Origin of the sequence: Sphingobacterium sp. WM (assembly GCF_029542465.1) — a bacterium.
Lineage (GTDB): Bacteria > Bacteroidota > Bacteroidia > Sphingobacteriales > Sphingobacteriaceae > Sphingobacterium > Sphingobacterium cellulitidis.
Genome location: NZ_CP120709.1, coordinates 2,461,591 through 2,478,316 on the forward strand (window position 1 = coordinate 2,461,591; position 16,726 = coordinate 2,478,316).

At 30.4% G+C, this 16,726-nt stretch carries 10 protein-coding genes; all 10 read left to right on the top strand.

All coding sequences use genetic code 11. From position 1 onward, the window contains the following. Positions 1 to 110: 110 nt before the first annotated feature. The 10 genes from PZ892_RS10545 (at position 111) to PZ892_RS10590 (ending at position 16,724) form a co-directional block, all read left to right on the top strand. Entirely contained in the window at positions 111 to 2,453 is a 2,343-nt protein-coding gene (locus tag PZ892_RS10545) for a class I SAM-dependent DNA methyltransferase (protein WP_277711085.1), read from the top strand. 3 nt (positions 2,454 to 2,456) lie between these two features. Further along, the gene (locus tag PZ892_RS10550) at positions 2,457 to 3,689 is read left to right on the top strand and encodes a restriction endonuclease subunit S (protein ID WP_277711086.1); all 1,233 of its coding nucleotides are present in this window, start codon (positions 2,457 to 2,459) and stop codon (positions 3,687 to 3,689) included. A gap of 22 nt (positions 3,690 to 3,711) precedes the next feature. Then, positions 3,712 to 4,527 (top strand): hypothetical protein, encoded by an 816-nt coding sequence (locus PZ892_RS10555; protein WP_277711088.1) that lies wholly within the window; start codon positions 3,712 to 3,714, stop codon positions 4,525 to 4,527. A gap of 13 nt (positions 4,528 to 4,540) precedes the next feature. Further along, the gene (locus PZ892_RS10560; protein ID WP_277711090.1) at positions 4,541 to 4,978 is read left to right on the top strand and encodes a hypothetical protein; all 438 of its coding nucleotides are present in this window, start codon (positions 4,541 to 4,543) and stop codon (positions 4,976 to 4,978) included. A gap of 21 nt (positions 4,979 to 4,999) precedes the next feature. Next, entirely contained in the window at positions 5,000 to 6,865 is a 1,866-nt protein-coding gene (locus PZ892_RS10565) for a DUF262 domain-containing protein (RefSeq protein WP_277711092.1), read from the top strand. After that, positions 6,865 to 9,198: a DUF262 domain-containing protein gene (locus PZ892_RS10570; RefSeq protein WP_277711093.1), complete on the top strand. Its 2,334-nt coding sequence runs from the start codon at positions 6,865 to 6,867 to the stop codon at positions 9,196 to 9,198. Before PZ892_RS10565 ends, PZ892_RS10570 begins: the two co-directional genes overlap by 1 nt. Before the next feature lie 12 nt (positions 9,199 to 9,210). Then, positions 9,211 to 12,225 (top strand): type I restriction endonuclease, encoded by a 3,015-nt coding sequence (locus PZ892_RS10575; RefSeq protein WP_277711094.1) that lies wholly within the window; start codon positions 9,211 to 9,213, stop codon positions 12,223 to 12,225. A gap of 17 nt (positions 12,226 to 12,242) precedes the next feature. Continuing rightward, positions 12,243 to 13,844, top strand: a complete 1,602-nt coding sequence (locus PZ892_RS10580; protein ID WP_277711095.1) for an RNA-directed DNA polymerase — start codon at positions 12,243 to 12,245, stop codon at positions 13,842 to 13,844. Next, positions 13,844 to 15,205, top strand: coding sequence for a hypothetical protein (locus tag PZ892_RS10585; RefSeq protein ID WP_277711096.1), 1,362 nt, complete (start codon positions 13,844 to 13,846; stop codon positions 15,203 to 15,205). The genes PZ892_RS10580 and PZ892_RS10585 overlap by 1 nt, the downstream gene beginning before the upstream one ends. Positions 15,206 to 15,413: 208 nt before the next feature. Then, on the top strand, positions 15,414 to 16,724 hold the full coding sequence (locus PZ892_RS10590) for an SIR2 family protein (protein ID WP_277711098.1): 1,311 nt from the start codon (positions 15,414 to 15,416) through the stop codon (positions 16,722 to 16,724). The last annotated feature ends 2 nt before the right edge of the window (positions 16,725 to 16,726 follow it).

Sequence of the window (16,726 nt, forward strand, 5' to 3'; positions counted from 1 at the left end):
AATTAATAGTGCTATTTATCGTAAATTTTTATGGTTTTCCGTATTGATATGTCTTTAAATAATTGCTACTTTGGTTAATTATCCTTATTAACTTTTTTCGATTTCATATAATGACACACACTTCTCATAATAAATTAGTTAGCTTTATTTGGTCTATAGCAGATGACTGTCTTCGCGACGTATATGTACGTGGTAAGTATAGGGATATTATCTTACCTTTTGTTGTATTAAGACGTATAGACTCTTTATTAGAACCTACAAAAGAAAAGGTATTAGCAGAAGTAACCTTTCAAAAAGGAGCATTAGATTTAGTAGAATTGGATACTAAAGGACTTAGAGATGCTTCTGGCTATGTTTTTTACAACACATCTTCTTGGACAATGGAAAAGCTTAAAGGTACAGCTACTAATTCCCAACAAAAATTAGTCGCAAACTTTGAGGAATATCTTAATGGTTTCTCTGCGAATGTTAAAGAAATCATTGAAAAATTTAATCTGAAGGCTCAAATTCGTCATATGGCATCAAAAGATGTATTACTTGATGTATTAGAGAAATTCACCTCTCCATATATCAATCTTACACCTTTGGAGAAAAATGATCCAGAGGGAAGACCAATGCCTGCTTTATCCAATTTAGGAATGGGATATGTATTTGAAGAATTGATCCGTAAATTCAATGAAGAAAATAATGAAGAAGCTGGTGAGCACTTTACACCACGTGAAGTAATTCAACTGATGACAACCTTAGTTTTTGAACCAATAAAAGACCAACTTCCAAATATTATTACCATTTACGATCCAGCCTGCGGATCAGGAGGAATGTTAACAGAAAGTGAAAATTACCTTATCGATGAAGAAAGTAATATAGGTTATAAAGGTGATGTATACCTGTACGGAAAAGAAATCAACGATGAAACTTATGCGATCTGTAAGTCGGATATGATGATAAAGGGAAAAGATCCAGAGAACATTCGTCTAGGTTCAACATTGTCTACCAATGAATTCTCTAATATGAAATTTGATTTTATGCTTTCTAATCCACCCTACGGAAAATCTTGGGCATCAGAACAAAAATATATCAAAGATGGTAAAGATGTCATCGACAATCGTTTTCAAATCAAACTTAAAGATTATTGGGGGAATTGGGAAACAGTAGATGCTACACCACGCTCCTCAGATGGTCAATTACTATTCTTGATGGAGATGGTAGACAAAATGAAAGCTCCTACAGCCAATCGAGTAGGTTCGCGTATCGCTTCGGTACACAATGGTTCTTCACTTTTTACAGGTGATGCAGGCTCGGGGGAGAGTAACATTCGTCGTTATATCATTGAAAATGACCTACTAGATTCTATCGTACAGTTACCTAACAATTTATTTTATAATACAGGTATTACTACTTATATCTGGTTGCTGAATAATAACAAACCAAAAGAGAGAGCTGGCAAAGTTCAATTGTTGGATGCCAATAACTTATTCCAGAAGCTAAGAAAGAATTTAGGGAATAAAAACTCGGAGTTTTCGCCAGAACAAATTGCACAAATAGCACAAGCTTATTTGGAAAACTGGGATACGAATCCAAAGGAATCAGCTTTAAAGATCAAGCAATTTCAAAATGCTGACTTTGGTTATTACAAAGTTAATATCGAACGACCTAAACGTCTAAAAGCTCAATTTACCAAAGAATCTTTGGATACGCTACGTTACGATAAAGGGTTGCAGGTCTATATGCAAGCCTTGTATGAGAGCTATGGTGACTTGGTATATGCAGGCTTAGATTTACATGCAGAAGAAATTAGCAAACGTGCTGAGAAGGAAGAATGGGGATTAAATAAAAAGCAAATTAGCAAATTAATTGATAAGGCTACATGGCAAAAACCAAAGGCATTATACGATGCTGCACTTCAACTTTGGCAATATGTAGGTGATGATGTCTTTATGGATTTCAACGCTTTTAGTAGCTTGATAGATGAGCAAGTGAAATTGCATAAGATGGACTTAGGGGCGACTGAAAAGAAAACGATATTGAATGCGATATCAAGCTATGACGCTGACGCGCAGAAAGTCATCAAAAAGATTGAAAAATTAAAAGGTGATAAATTGCATCAGCTGTTGAATCACTTAGGCTGTGGCGAAGATGATTTGTCTTACTTTGGCTATTATACGACAGGTAAGTCTGGGGAATATATTATATACGAAACAGAATCTGATCTACGCGATACCGAGCAGATTCCGCTGAGCGAAACGATATTAAATTATTTCATGCGTGAGGTAGTGCCACACGTAGAAGAAGCCTGGATTAACTTGGATTCGGTAAAGATAGGATATGAAATCTCCTTCAACAAATATTTCTACCAACATACACCTTTGCGTGCTTTAGCCGATATTACCAAAGATTTATTGACGTTGGAAGAACAAGGCGATGGTTTATTAGCAGATATTTTAAAATTCTAAACCATGCAAACATACGATTCATATAAAGAAAGTGGCATCGACTGGTTGGGCGAAATTCCTAATCATTGGGAATTAAAAAGGATTAAACATTTATACCATATAGGTAGAGGAAGGGTAATTGCTCAAACTGAATTAGTCTATAATGGGAAATACCCTGTTTATTCAAGTCAAACTTTAAATAATGGAATTTTAGGATATATAAATACATTTGATTTCAATGATGAAATATTAACATGGACAACAGATGGTGCTAATGCTGGGACAGTATTTTTGAGAAGAGGAAAGTTTAATTGTACTAATGTTTGTGGCACCCTAAAACCTTTTACAGTAAATAATTTAGATCATAATTTATATTCTTTGTCATATGTGGCAAATTATTATAAGAGACCAGATACGAATGGTGCAAAAATTATGAATAATGAAATGGCTGAAATTGTCCTTCCGCTGCCTCCAATTTCCGAGCAAGAAGCCATTGCTGCTTTCTTGGATGAGAAATGCGGAAAAATCGATATACTCGTTTCAGTAAAAGAACAGCAAATTGCCTTGTTAAAAGAACGTCGACAAATGGTTATCCACAAAGCCGTTACCAAAGGTAATCAACCGAATGTAGAAATGAAATACTCGGGCATTGACTGGATTGGCGAAATTCCAAAACATTGGGAGGTAAAGAGGTTAAAATATATTTTTAGAATTTTAAAAAGAATTGCGGGGCAATTAGGATATGATGTTTTATCAATTACACAAAAAGGCATCAAAGTAAAGGATATTACAAGTGGTGAAGGTCAATTAGCAATGGATTATTCTAAATATCAATATGCCTTTAAAGGCGATTTTGCTATGAATCACATGGATTTACTAACAGGTTGGGTAGATATTTCAAGTTACAATGGTGTAATTAGTCCAGATTATAGAGTTTTCGAACTTATTAATAAGAATAATATTGACAAGTACTTTTTACAGCTTTTACAGGACTGTTATAGAAATAAAACATTCTATGCTCATGGACAAGGAGTATCTATGGTAGGACGTTGGAGATTTCCTACAGAAAATTTTAATAATTTTTACTTCCCAATCCCCCCAATATCCGAACAAGAAGCCATTGTTGCATACTTAGAAGAGCAAACGGGTAAAATAGACCAAGCCATTACCTTAAAAACCGAGCAAATAGCAAAACTCAAAGCCTACAAACAAAGCCTTATTAACGAGGTGGTCACTGGGAAGGTGAAAGTAGCGTAGAACAAAAATACACTAACCAATTATGAATTTAAATATGAAGAGGAAAAAAGAATTTACTTTATCTGAAGCTTCGCAGATAGAAAATCTGATAACACAAAAATTAAATGCTTCGTCTGTTGAACAAAAAAACATACGCAACAAAATCAGGGATTTAGGCTTCTATGCCTCAGATTTCCCTGATATTAATAGAGGATATACAGTAGCAGATTTTCGACGTGTGATAAAGATTTTAGGCAATGTAGATAAAGCTCCTAAACAGTCAACAATTTTGAAAGCAGCGGTATCTAAACCTGAAACTAAGAACCTATCGAATACTATAACAAGAAAGATTACGCTTGATTATTGTCAACCCATTATACCTCAATTGAAGGCTTTAGGTTTTAAGGGATTTGATACGATTGGTAATATAAAATATACCAATTATAAAATGCTCCCTAAAGAGAGAGGCATATATATTATCCTCTATCCAGCAGATTTGCCAAAGTTTCTTAGCGTAGGAACAGGAGGTGCATTCAAGGCTAAAAACCCTAATGTTTCAAGCAGTGAATTAGAAAGTAATTGGGTTAAAAATACGCCAATTATCTATATAGGAAAAGCGGGAGGTGAAAGTGGTTCTGCTACTATACATTCACGATTGAAGCAATATTTCCGCTTCGGAGAAGGAAAGCCTGTAGGACATTGGGGAGGTAGGTATATTTGGCAACTTGATAAGGCTGATAACTTAATTGTTTGTTGGCTAACATTACCTGATGACATTCCAGCGCAAGTAGAAACATCATTAATTAAAGAATTCAGAGCTCACTATGGTCAACGACCATTCGCCAATTTGAAGGATTAAGAATATTGTAATTTTGAATAAACTAACATTACAAGATTTCTTTGAATCAATAAAATTCAACTTAAGTATTCCAATACGTTATTCGTGTATCTTATCAAATTGTCTAGAACTTGATCGGGCAAGATATAAAGATGAATTGTTGAATAATCATTTAGAAATAGTCAAGTCACCTTCATTTGCTAAGCCAAAGGAATTATTTGATTTTTTAAAAGCTAATCAGAATCGTGCCTTGTATTTTGAAGATGAGATTTTATCAAAACGAATAGAATATATTCGATTGTTAGAAGGAGCAATTTGTGCAAATGATTTGGATAAGCCTTGGTCTGTGAATTATGTAGGAGATAGTTTTGTATTCAAAGGCAAAATTATTATAGCTAGTAGGCTGAACAAAGAAGAACTAAAGAAAAGAGAACAATTACAGTATATATTGCGAGATACCATAGTGATTTAAGATAATAACCAATTATATTTTATGCAAAAATTTGAAGAGAATGTATTAGAGCCAAGACTTATTGGCGAAATAACCTTACCTAAAAACAATTATCGTTTTTTTATCCCATCATACCAAAGGGGCTATCGCTGGGGAATTGAAGAAGTAACTGCATTATTAGAAGATTTACTAGAATTCAATAATACAGTTAAGGATTATTCAGAAAAATATTGTCTACAACCAATAGTTGTAAAGCAATTAGAGAGTGGTGAATACGAGGTTTTGGATGGACAACAACGATTAACTACTATTTATATTTTACTCTCTTATTTAAAACGCAGCTATGATGAAATTACTCTTTTCACTTTAAGTTATGAAACTCGCTCAGATAGTGCAAAATTTCTTAAAAATTTAAATCATGAGATTAATGACCAAAATCCAGACTATTATTATATAAGTCAAGCCTTTTTAACTATATCAAAATGGTTTGATGATAAGGTATCAGAATATTTTGGATTGAAGATGGATTTAGTTAAACTAGTTCTTAAGCAGGTTGAAATCATATGGTATGAAATAAAAGATAATAGCAACCCAATAGATGTATTTACTCGAATTAATATTGGAAAAATTCCATTAACTAATTCAGAATTAGTTAAAGCAGTATTTTTAAGTAAAAATAATCTTCAATTGGGGTTGAAAAGTGCAGATACAAAAATTGATGATATTATTTTAAACAATAAACAGTCTGTAATTGGTTTAGAGTGGGATGCTATGGAAAAGGAATTGCAGGATAATAATTTTTGGAGCTTTATTTTTAATAAAAAGGATAATAATTATCAAACGCGTATAGACTATATACTGGATTTGGTTACTGAAAGTTCAATCAATGCCGTTGATAGTCTTGAAGCGTTTAAAAAGTATTACAATAAAATAAAGTCTATAAGAAATAATGCTGAATTACTTAAAGAGTACGAAAGATTAAATACATCGTATATAGAAGAAGAATGGGCTTTGTTAAAGGCATATTTTGATATTCTCTTAGAGTGGTATAATAATAAATGGTATAATCATATCATAGGCTATTTAATATCTAGAAATGAAAATATTATAGAGTTATTAAACCAGTATAAGAATCTAAACAGAGCAGGATTCAAAAAAGAATTAATCAGTAAAATTGAAAAAGGGCTTTCTATTAAGAAAATTTCTGAATTAAGATTCGAAAATTCAGGTGATAAAAAGGCTTTGGAGGATATTCTTTTGTTGCATAATGTTGTAGGATCATTAATACAGCCTGACACATCTATTCATTTCCCTTTTCACCAGATTAAAATAGCTAAATGGTCTTTAGAGCATATTTATGCGCAAAATACTGACGATCTTTTAGAAAAAGATTATGAATCATGGGTAAATGATCATTTGAATTACTTTAAGTCTTTAGGACACAATAATGATGATTTAATTAATTCTTTTATTGAAAAATTAGATACTCTTCAAGGTAAAAAGCATACTGGTTACGCTGAAGAATATAAGGAATCCTTTAAGATCGTATTTTCTGAAGTGGAAGAATATTTTAGGAGGATAAGTGATGAGGATCGTGATTTAATTGAAGAAAGAGGTGATGAATATCAATGGGTAAGTGACGTACATTCATTAGCAAATTTGACACTTTTGGATATTAGTGCAAACTCCTATTTAAGTAACTCGATTTTTGGTGTTAAACGTAAAAAAATCAAAGATTTAGATAAGAGATTAGCGTTCATACCTAACGAGACACGTAAGGTGTTTTTTAAATATTATTCAAATGCTGGCAGTCATGACGCCTATTGGAGTTATGCAGACAGAATTGCATACGTGACAGATATTGAATCAAAAATTAACAACCTGAATAACCTTCTAGACCTTAAATAATGAAAACCACACTTTGGAGTATATTAAATAATAAAGTAAATGATTTCGAGATTCCTAACGGTATTTCAATCCCCAAAATACAGCGTGATTATGCACAAGGACGCAACACTTTGCGAGCAAAGGAAATCAGGAATGAATTTTTGAAAAATATCCATGAAGCTATACTGGATGTTAAAAATGATAAAGGAAGTGCACTTGACTTAGATTTTGTATATGGTTCTAAAGAGTTAGGAAGATTTATTCCTTTGGATGGACAACAAAGATTGACTACTTTATTTTTACTTCATTGGTATCTAGCTTTCAAAGCAAATAATCTTTCAGCATTTACATCTGTATTATCAAAGTTTCGATATGAAACTAGACCAACTTCAAATTTATTTATCAAAGCATTGTGTAAAGAATTTGGTAATGAAGAGTTTAAGAAATTATTTGTTGAAGACAATTCAAATGAGAATAATACATTTAAAAATGTAATTGAAAATGAACATTGGTATTTTTCTTCATGGAGTTTTGATAAAACGATATCATCTATGATTAATATGTTAGATAGTATTCACGCTATCTTCAAAGATTCTGAAATAACCATAGATGATTTGATTCAAGAAGATACACCTTCCATAACCTTCAATTTTTTACAGTTAGAGACATATGGTCTTTCTGATGGTCTTTATATAAAAATGAATGCTAGAGGTAAGCAACTAACAAGCTTTGAAAACTTGAAAGCGCAAATTTCTAAGCTTATTAAAGAGGGTGGTTTCAATGATAAATATAACTATACCTTACAAACAAGTTCTGGAGAAAAGACTGTTGATGTGGAGACTTATTTTGCAACTAAAATTGATACCACTTGGTCAGATTATTTTTGGAAATTAAAAGAGGAAGATAATTCTTTTGATAATAAGTTATTAAATCTATTAACATTTATAGGACTAAATGAGCTGATTCGAATAGATATAGATGTATACGACAAAGCTATTAATCATTTAGAAAATGTAGAAAATATTAGTTATTACACGCTTAAGGAGGTAGGTTTACTAAACGAAAATAGTATTATCAAATATATTGATACATTAGATATTATCTGCTCGAATCATAAAAATGTGTTAGATTTTTTCGCAAATAGTCCTTTCAAAAATGATGTGTTCATACCTGTTTTAACTGATAAGGTAAGACCAGTGTATGAAAGACGTGTATTATTTGCTGGTACCTTCGATTTAATAATTAAAAATATTAATAATCCAGATTATATTGAATTACAGAAATGGTCGAGGTTATTGTTTAACTTAACGAATAACACGATTTATAATCGGCCTAAAGATTTTCAAGATAGCTTACAAGGTATACGTGATTTCTTAGAAAAGTATAATGGTGATGTATATGCTTCATATCTTACTTATGGTATAAAAGGATTTGATACGGTACAAACATTAGAAGAAGTAATAAAAATCAGCTTAAGAACTAAATACTTAGATTTTAATTCGTTGATAGACCAAATTGAAAATGATGCATATTTAGCAGGTCAAATTTCTTGTATTTTAAAATTTAGTGGTATTTATGATTCTTATATAGAAAGTAAATTCGATAATTATACTGTTGAGCAGTGGGTAGCATTAAAAGAAAGTTTAGAAGATTATTACAAAAAATTTAAGTTGTGCTTTGATAATAACGGACTTAAAACTTTTGAGAAAGAAGAGTTTCGAAGAGCACTACTTTGTATAGATGATTACTCTATCTATTCAACGAATTTTTTCTTTTATAACAATTCATCAAATCGAGATTTATCATGGAAAAGATTATTAAAGGAAGTAGTTAATTTAGGTAAAAGTTATAAAGTAGGTGCAGAGGCTGTTGCTACATTATTTCAAAATTTAAATTTACAAACTCCTATAGAGCAACAATTAGGTGCTATAATAAAGGATTATATTGTTACTACTGAAATACAAGACTGGAAATATTATTTTATTAAATATCCGTTGCTATTTATGGCCAGTAAACAGCATTATGTGAAATTTTTTGGCAATGCTGAGGATGAATATATCTATTGCTTGAATAAAACTAAATATAATAAAGAGACTGATTATGATTTTATGACATTAGTTATAGCAGAAGATTTATCTAGAAAGGGGAAAGATATTAGTAATCTAGAATTTGCATATCATCATAAATATGATCAATTCGGCATTAATAGAGTACATGGTAAATCAGTGAAAATTATGTATAACACTCCTAAGCAAAGACATAAGTTTACAATTAAAATTCATGGACAAGATGAATTTTACGAAAAAAGTCTATCAAAAGTAATTAAGTACATTATTGATAATTATTATTCATAATAGAAATAAAAAATGACCTCAAAATATAACGAACAAGCATTAGAATCTTTAATTGAAAAACATCTTACAGGCTATACATTAGAAGATTTGAAAGACAAATCTCTGTCGGTAGGATCTTTGTATGAGTCTGATGAACATTACCTGAGTGGTAAAGGGTATTATATTGGATCAACTTTAGATTTTGATAAACGATTTGCACTAGATTCAAAACGTTTTTGGGATTTTTTGGAGAAGACCCAAGCAAAGGAATTAGCCAAACTTCAGGTTAGTAGCGATTGGAAGTTGAAGATTCTAGAGCGTTTTGATCGTAAAATTAAGAAAGATGGTGTTCTAAAGCTTTTGAAAAAGGGATTGGAAGTAGACAATGCCTACTTTACTCTATTTTTTGAAGCACCTAGTGCTAGTTCAGCTCAGTCTATTCTTGATAATTTTGAAGCAAACCAATTTTCTATTACTCGACAAGTTCGTTATTCATCGGTAAATACAGCTGAAGAGATTGATTTAGTTTTATTTGTGAACGGTATACCTTTAGCCACCATAGAACTGAAGAATCCTTGGACAGGCCAAACAGCTGCTGTTCAGGGAATAAATCAATATAAGTTTACCCGTGATGCTATGCAACCTTTATTGAATTTTGGTCGTTGTTTAGTTCATTTTGCGGTCGATACTGATGAAGTATATATGACTACCAAATTGCAAGGTAAGGATACGTTTTTTTTACCTTTCAATAAAGGAAATAATTTTGGCAAGGGAAATCCAATTAATCCAAATGGACATAAAACTTCATATCTCTGGGAAGAAATTTTTAAAAAAGATAAATTAGCTCAGATAATTCAACATTATATCCTCTTGGAAGGAAAGGATAAAGATCCATTATCTAAGAAGTATTATATATTCCCCCGTTATCATCAATTGGATGTGGTAAGTAAGTTGATTGCCAATGTAAATAAAATGGGAATTGGTGAAACTTATCTCATACAACACTCTGCAGGGTCTGGTAAATCAAATTCTATTACCTGGACAGCATTTCAGCTAATTGAAGTGGAAAACGAAGAAGGCATTCCAATGTTTGATTCGGTTATTGTGGTAACAGATAGACGAATCCTAGATCGCCAATTACGTGAAAATATAAAATCATTTTCGGATGTGAAAAATATTATTTCACCAGCCTACTCTTCCTCTGATTTGAAGCTAGCCTTAGAATCAGGCAAACGCATAATAATCACGACTATACAAAAGTTCCCTAATATTTTGGATAGTATAGAATCAATGTATGACAAACGATTTGGTATTATTATCGATGAGGCCCACTCTAGTCAAGGGGGCTCTGCTGCAGATAAGATGAATCAAGTATTGGGTGCTTTGAAATCAAATGAAGAAGGTGAAGTGGATGCTCAGGATCTTATAGTTCGTGCTATGCAAGCACGTAAAATGCGTAAAAATGCTTCTTATTTTGCTTTTACCGCTACTCCAAAAAATTCGACTTTAGAACGATTTGGCACCAAACAGGCTGATGCTAGCTATAAACCGTTTCATTTATACTCGATGAAACAAGCGATCGAGGAAGGATTTATTCTGGATGTAATTTCTAATTATACCACATACAAAAGCTATTATCAATTACACAAATCTATAGAAGATAATCCGGAATTTAACACCAAGAAAGCCCAAAGCAAGTTGAAAGGATTTGTAGAAAAAGATCCTCGAACGATTAAGGCAAAGGCTCAAATCATGTTAAATCATTTTATGGATCAAGTGTTTAACAAAAAGCTACTACACCACAAAGCAAAAGCTATGGTAGTAACTCAAAGTATTGAATCAGCTATTCGATATTATAAATCTCTGAAAGAGATCCTAATAGAAAAAGATTCTCCATTTAAGATTATTATTGCTTTTTCCGGTGCAAAAACCGTTGATGGAATTGAATATACGGAGGCTATCATGAATGGGTTTCCAGATTCGGACACCAAGGATGAATTTGATAAAGATGAATACCGTATGCTTGTAGTTGCTAATAAGTACTTAACAGGTTTTGATCAACCTAAGCTAACTACCATGTACGTAGATAAGAAATTGCAAGGTGTATTATGTGTGCAAGCTTTATCACGGTTGAATCGTTCAGCGCCAAAGCTCGGAAAGAAAACAGAGAATTTATTTGTTTTGGATTTTTTTAATGATAGTTCTGATATAAAATCATCATTTGATCCCTTTTATACTTCCACAACGTTAAGTTCAGCAACAGATATCAATGTTTTACATGACCTTAAAACCTCATTGGATGATTCTGGAATCTATGAATGGGGAGAAATAGAAGATTTTAACAGTAAGTTCTTTAAAAGTGTTCCTGCTGATGAGTTAAGTCCTATAATTGACAATGCTGCGCAGCGTTTCAATAGTGATTTGGAATTAAACGAAGAAGAAAAAGCTGATATAAAAATTAAAGCGAAACATTTTGTGAAGGTCTATGGTCAGATGGCTGCAATTATCACTTTTGAGAATATGAATTGGGAAAAGCTTTTTTGGTTTCTTAAATTTTTGATTCCGAAGATGCAAGTTAAACAACGTGAAGAGGACCTGTTGGATGAGTTACTTGAGTCAGTTGATTTATCTACCTACGGAATTGAACGTGTACGTTTAAATGAAAAATTAAACCTAGATGATACTGAATCTAAAATTGGTCCTAATAATTCGAATCCTCGAGGAGCACATGGAACTGATGATAAGTCAGAACTGGATAATATAATACGAGAATTTAATGAACGATGGTTTTCCAATTGGGATGCAACACCGGATGATAAACGTTTGTTCTTTCAAACTTTCGTTGAGAAAATACAACAGCATCCAGACTATGAGTCTAAATATTTGAATAACCAAGATAACTATACTCGTGATATTGCTTACAATAAGATTTTAGATCAAGTAGCACTGCAAATGCGGAAAGTACAGTTAGATTTTGCAAAACAATGGCTGGATGATCATTTTAAACAGGATTTTAAATCAAGCACGCAAAGAGCAATAGGGAGATAATAATTATTTTATTATATATGTCATTTGAATTAAAGGATCTATTATTAGCATATAAAAAAGCTAAAAGAGAAGTATTTCATCAGAATTTACATTTATCAAAGCGTTATTTCATTGAGTTCGAAAAATCATTGATAAATAAATTAGAAAAACTACTAATTTGTCTAAATTCTAAAAAACTTGAAAAGTTTAAATATTTAAATAATTCTAATTATTTTACAATAATAAAAGGAATCTCTTATAATAAAAAAGAAGATGATACAGTTGTTGTATCAGATCCTAAGAAAAGATGGGAGTTGTTAGAAGATAAAGTAGATTCAATCGATTTTAGAATAATACCTGATTTAGATGTTGAAATTCATATATTATCATCTCTTTGGATAGATTTCTATGGGAATTTATTAGAAAAGCAACTTTCTAATAATTGCTATGGGAGTCGAATTGTTTCATCTAAAAGCTCAATTAATCATTTTAAACCTTATGTTCATGAATATAGATTATGGCAACAAAATGGAATTGATACTATAAGGGAGAATTTTAAAAATAAAAAGAATGTTATTGCGATTACAGCTGATCTTAATTCATTTTATCATCATGTTAACCCTCAATATCTCAACTTACTTAATGAACAATTTAGTGTAAAATTAATTCCAGAAATAACAGATGATGCTTTATTTCTTAATGAAGTATTAAAAACAATAATTACCAACTGGTCTCAAACTGTTTATAAACAATTAAGTGAAGATTTTAAACCTCAATTTCGAAATACAAACCATGTGGGAATTCCTATAGGTCTTTCAGCTTCAAAGGTAATTGCAAATTTAATATTAAAGAAATTTGATGATAAAGTTGAAGAGGAGCTAATGCCTGTATATTATGGCCGCTACGTTGATGATATTTTTATTGTATTAAATAATAATTCTAAACTATATAATCGTTTCGAAATATGGAATTTTATATGTAAAAGAATAGAGGGATTGACGATTGATTATTCTGGAATAGTTTCCTATGAAGATGAATATACAGAAGATTCCTCTCTTGCATTTAATTCAAAAAAAGAGAAAATTTTTATTTTAGATAAACTAAGTGGTGAAGAAATAATAAAGGAAATTGAAGAAGAACTGAAAAAAAATTCAAGTGAATGGAGATTTATTCCAGAAACAGGAACTGATTTTGAAAAATTGTCAGAAGATATTTTATTCTCAGATGGTAATTTAAAGGAAGGTATAAATTCATTAAGAAAAGCTAATAGCATAAGTATAAAGAGATTGAAATTTGCGAATTATTTAAATAAACTAGAAGAAATTGTAAGGACACATCCAGAATATTATTGGGAAGAAGAAGTTAAAAAATTGGTATATTTTGTTAAGACATTTGCTATAAATCCAGAAATAATTAGCGATTATACACAATACATTCCGAGAGTTCTGGATTTAGTCATGTATACCGAAAATTATAAATTATTTTGTGAACTTTCAGACTCTTTAATGGACTCTGTAATTGGCTTAAAAAAGTCATTTAAAGAATCAAAATATGATAAAGAATACATCAAATTAGAGGAATATTTCAAAATCATTATTAGAAATTCAATATTTACTGGTTTAAAATTTAATAAAGGATAATGAACCTAAATAAACTCTTAGCAAAATTTGAAATAGAATTATCGGAGGTAAAAGAAATGTCCTTAAGATATTTTATTTCTGACCTACACTTTGTACCGTTTAAAGAAGTATTTGAGAAATCTTCTAATGAATTAAAAGATTATTTATATAATGAAATAATAAAGATTAATCTAGAAAATGATAAGAATAAAATTCCTTGGGAAGATTTGTCAGTTGATGAAGATGAATATATTTATTCAGAATTTCTTCAAGCTTTTTACTCGGATAAAATTAATCCAAATGTGCTTATTGATTTAACGCTTCTTTTAGGGGCATATTCTTTTACAAGAAGTGTTAATTATTTGGATGCTAGTCGAATTTTCGATAGATGGCATGAAGAAGATTGGTCAATATTTAATTGTTTGTTAAAAGTTTACAAGCAAATTCCCTTAAGCAAAGAAGACTTACCTTTTCGAAAAATTGGTGATAGTAACTTTTTTAATCCGGTTAAAATAAAAAGTGTCGAAAATATAGAAATAGCCTTAACAAGCTATAAAGTTTTAATAAGTAGTTGGGAAAGTAAAGTTAATAATTTACCCGAGCCGGATATTACTCGATTACCAAGATTATATAATTTAATAAACACTATATTAGGACGTAAACCTAATTGTGTAGATATAATTGTGTTGCCAGAATTAGCAATTAATGACTTTTCTCTTCGTTTAATCAGTGAACTTTTAAGAAATAGTAACATTGCATTGATAACAGGATTAGATTATGAGATAGACTGGAAAAATAAGACAGTAAGAAATAGGCTAGCATATGTGATACCTATTGAAAAATTTGGAAGAAAATTACACCTACAATTAATCCAAGATAAAGAAATAGGTGCGATTCATGAGATAAATGATCTTTGGAATAAATCAAAATTAAAATTAATAGCTAAAAATCGTAATAAATATCTAGTAAAACATAAAAATTCGATTTTATCAAGTTTAATTTGCAATGAATTCTTAAATATTGATTATAGACAAAAATTACGTGGTGAAATTGATCTTTTAGTACTATTAGAATGGAACCAAGATATAAATACATATAATTCTTTGGTGGAAGCCAATGCTAATGATTTACATTGTTTTGTAGTTCAAGTTAATAATAGATTATATGGAGATACAAGAGTGAGAGCTCCATTTAGACTAGAATACAAACGAGATATAGCGAGAATTAGGGGTGGTGAGGACGATTATTGTGTAATTGCTAAGATTAATGTTTCAGATTTAAGATTATTTCAAATGAATAATATTTCACCTACAGATAATCAAGCCATCTATAAACCCGTACCTACTGGTTATGAAATGAAAAATAATAGAAGGTTAAAGTAATATTTTTACGATTATGGGTTAATTTGAATTCTAATTTTCCAATTCTAAGTTTTCATATCAAGTCAACCTAATTATTAATAGTTAGGTTGACTTGATATGAAATAATATTTACCTTAATTAGGCTCTTCTGGAAAAATTGTAAAGTTAAAATAAAGATTGTCAATAAATGAGTATGAGCTTTTGATTGAATATAATACCTAACAAGAATATGAGTACAACACAAATCGAATTTATTGAGAAATTCTCAGAATCATTATATAATGAAAAAGGGGTTTATTTTATTGGTTCTGGACTTTCAGTACCATCAAGTTTACCTGATTGGAGCCAATTAATAAAAGAATTTGTAAAAAGGATTGGCATCCAAGAGATTTTTGAATCGGATGATTTACCATTATTAGCTCAATATTATGTCAATAAAAATTCAAAAAAAAAATTATTCAAAAAGTTAAATGATGATTTTTCTGGGAAAATAATAAATGAATATCACCAAATACTTAACAAAACCCCTTTGACTTCAATATGGACTACTAATTATGATGATTTATTAGAAAAAGCTTTTGATAAAGAATCTGTTTTAAAAGTAAAAGATTCTGAAGCTTTTAATTATGATGTACAGAAAAATTATATTGAAATTATTAAGGTGCATGGTAGTATAAATGGTGACATTAATGATTTTGTTATTACTCAATCTGATTACGAAGATTTTTTTGTAAATAAACCAGCATTGGTTCAACGTTTAAAAGTTGAATTGTTACAGAAAATGTTTGTTTTTATCGGATATAACTATGGAGATCCAAATATTCAGAATATTTTAATAGAAGTTCGCAGATTAAAGTCTGATTTTAATTCTATTAAACATTATATTTTATTAAAGGAAAAGAAGAAGGATAAGAAGTTTCAACTTTGGTGTCAAAATTTGGAACGATACAATATTTATCCTGTATTATTTGATGAGTACCGTGATCTAAGAGTCATTCTAAAAAAAATATCTTTAAAAGCACGAGGTAAAAGTGTTTTTGTTACAGGTAGTCATTTAAATAATGATTCAGAAAATTTAGATTCTTTATCTAGATATTTTATTGAAAATGAAATAATTCTTGTCAATGGCCAATCACAGGGTATTATGGAAAGTGTTTTTAGAAGTTTTACAACATTGTGTACTAAGGAAAATATTGATTATAAATCAAGATTGAAGTTATTTGCAAATCCTTATGCTGCAAATCCAAGATTTGCTGATGATCTTAATTTATTGACTAATTTAAAGGAATTTAGAACACCCTTAATGAAAGCTACGAGAGTTGTTATCGCATTCGATGGGAGAAACGGAACTTGTGCTGAATTAGATGTTGCAATTGAAAAAGGGTGTGAAATTATTCCATATTTTAAAGATGAAGAATTTCAAACATGGCAGTATTTAGATAAAATTGATGGCTTAAGTAATGACTATAAAGAAAAAATTCAAGGTAAGAGCTTAACTATTTTTGATTTAATTATTGAGTTAGAATCTAAATTCAAATAAAG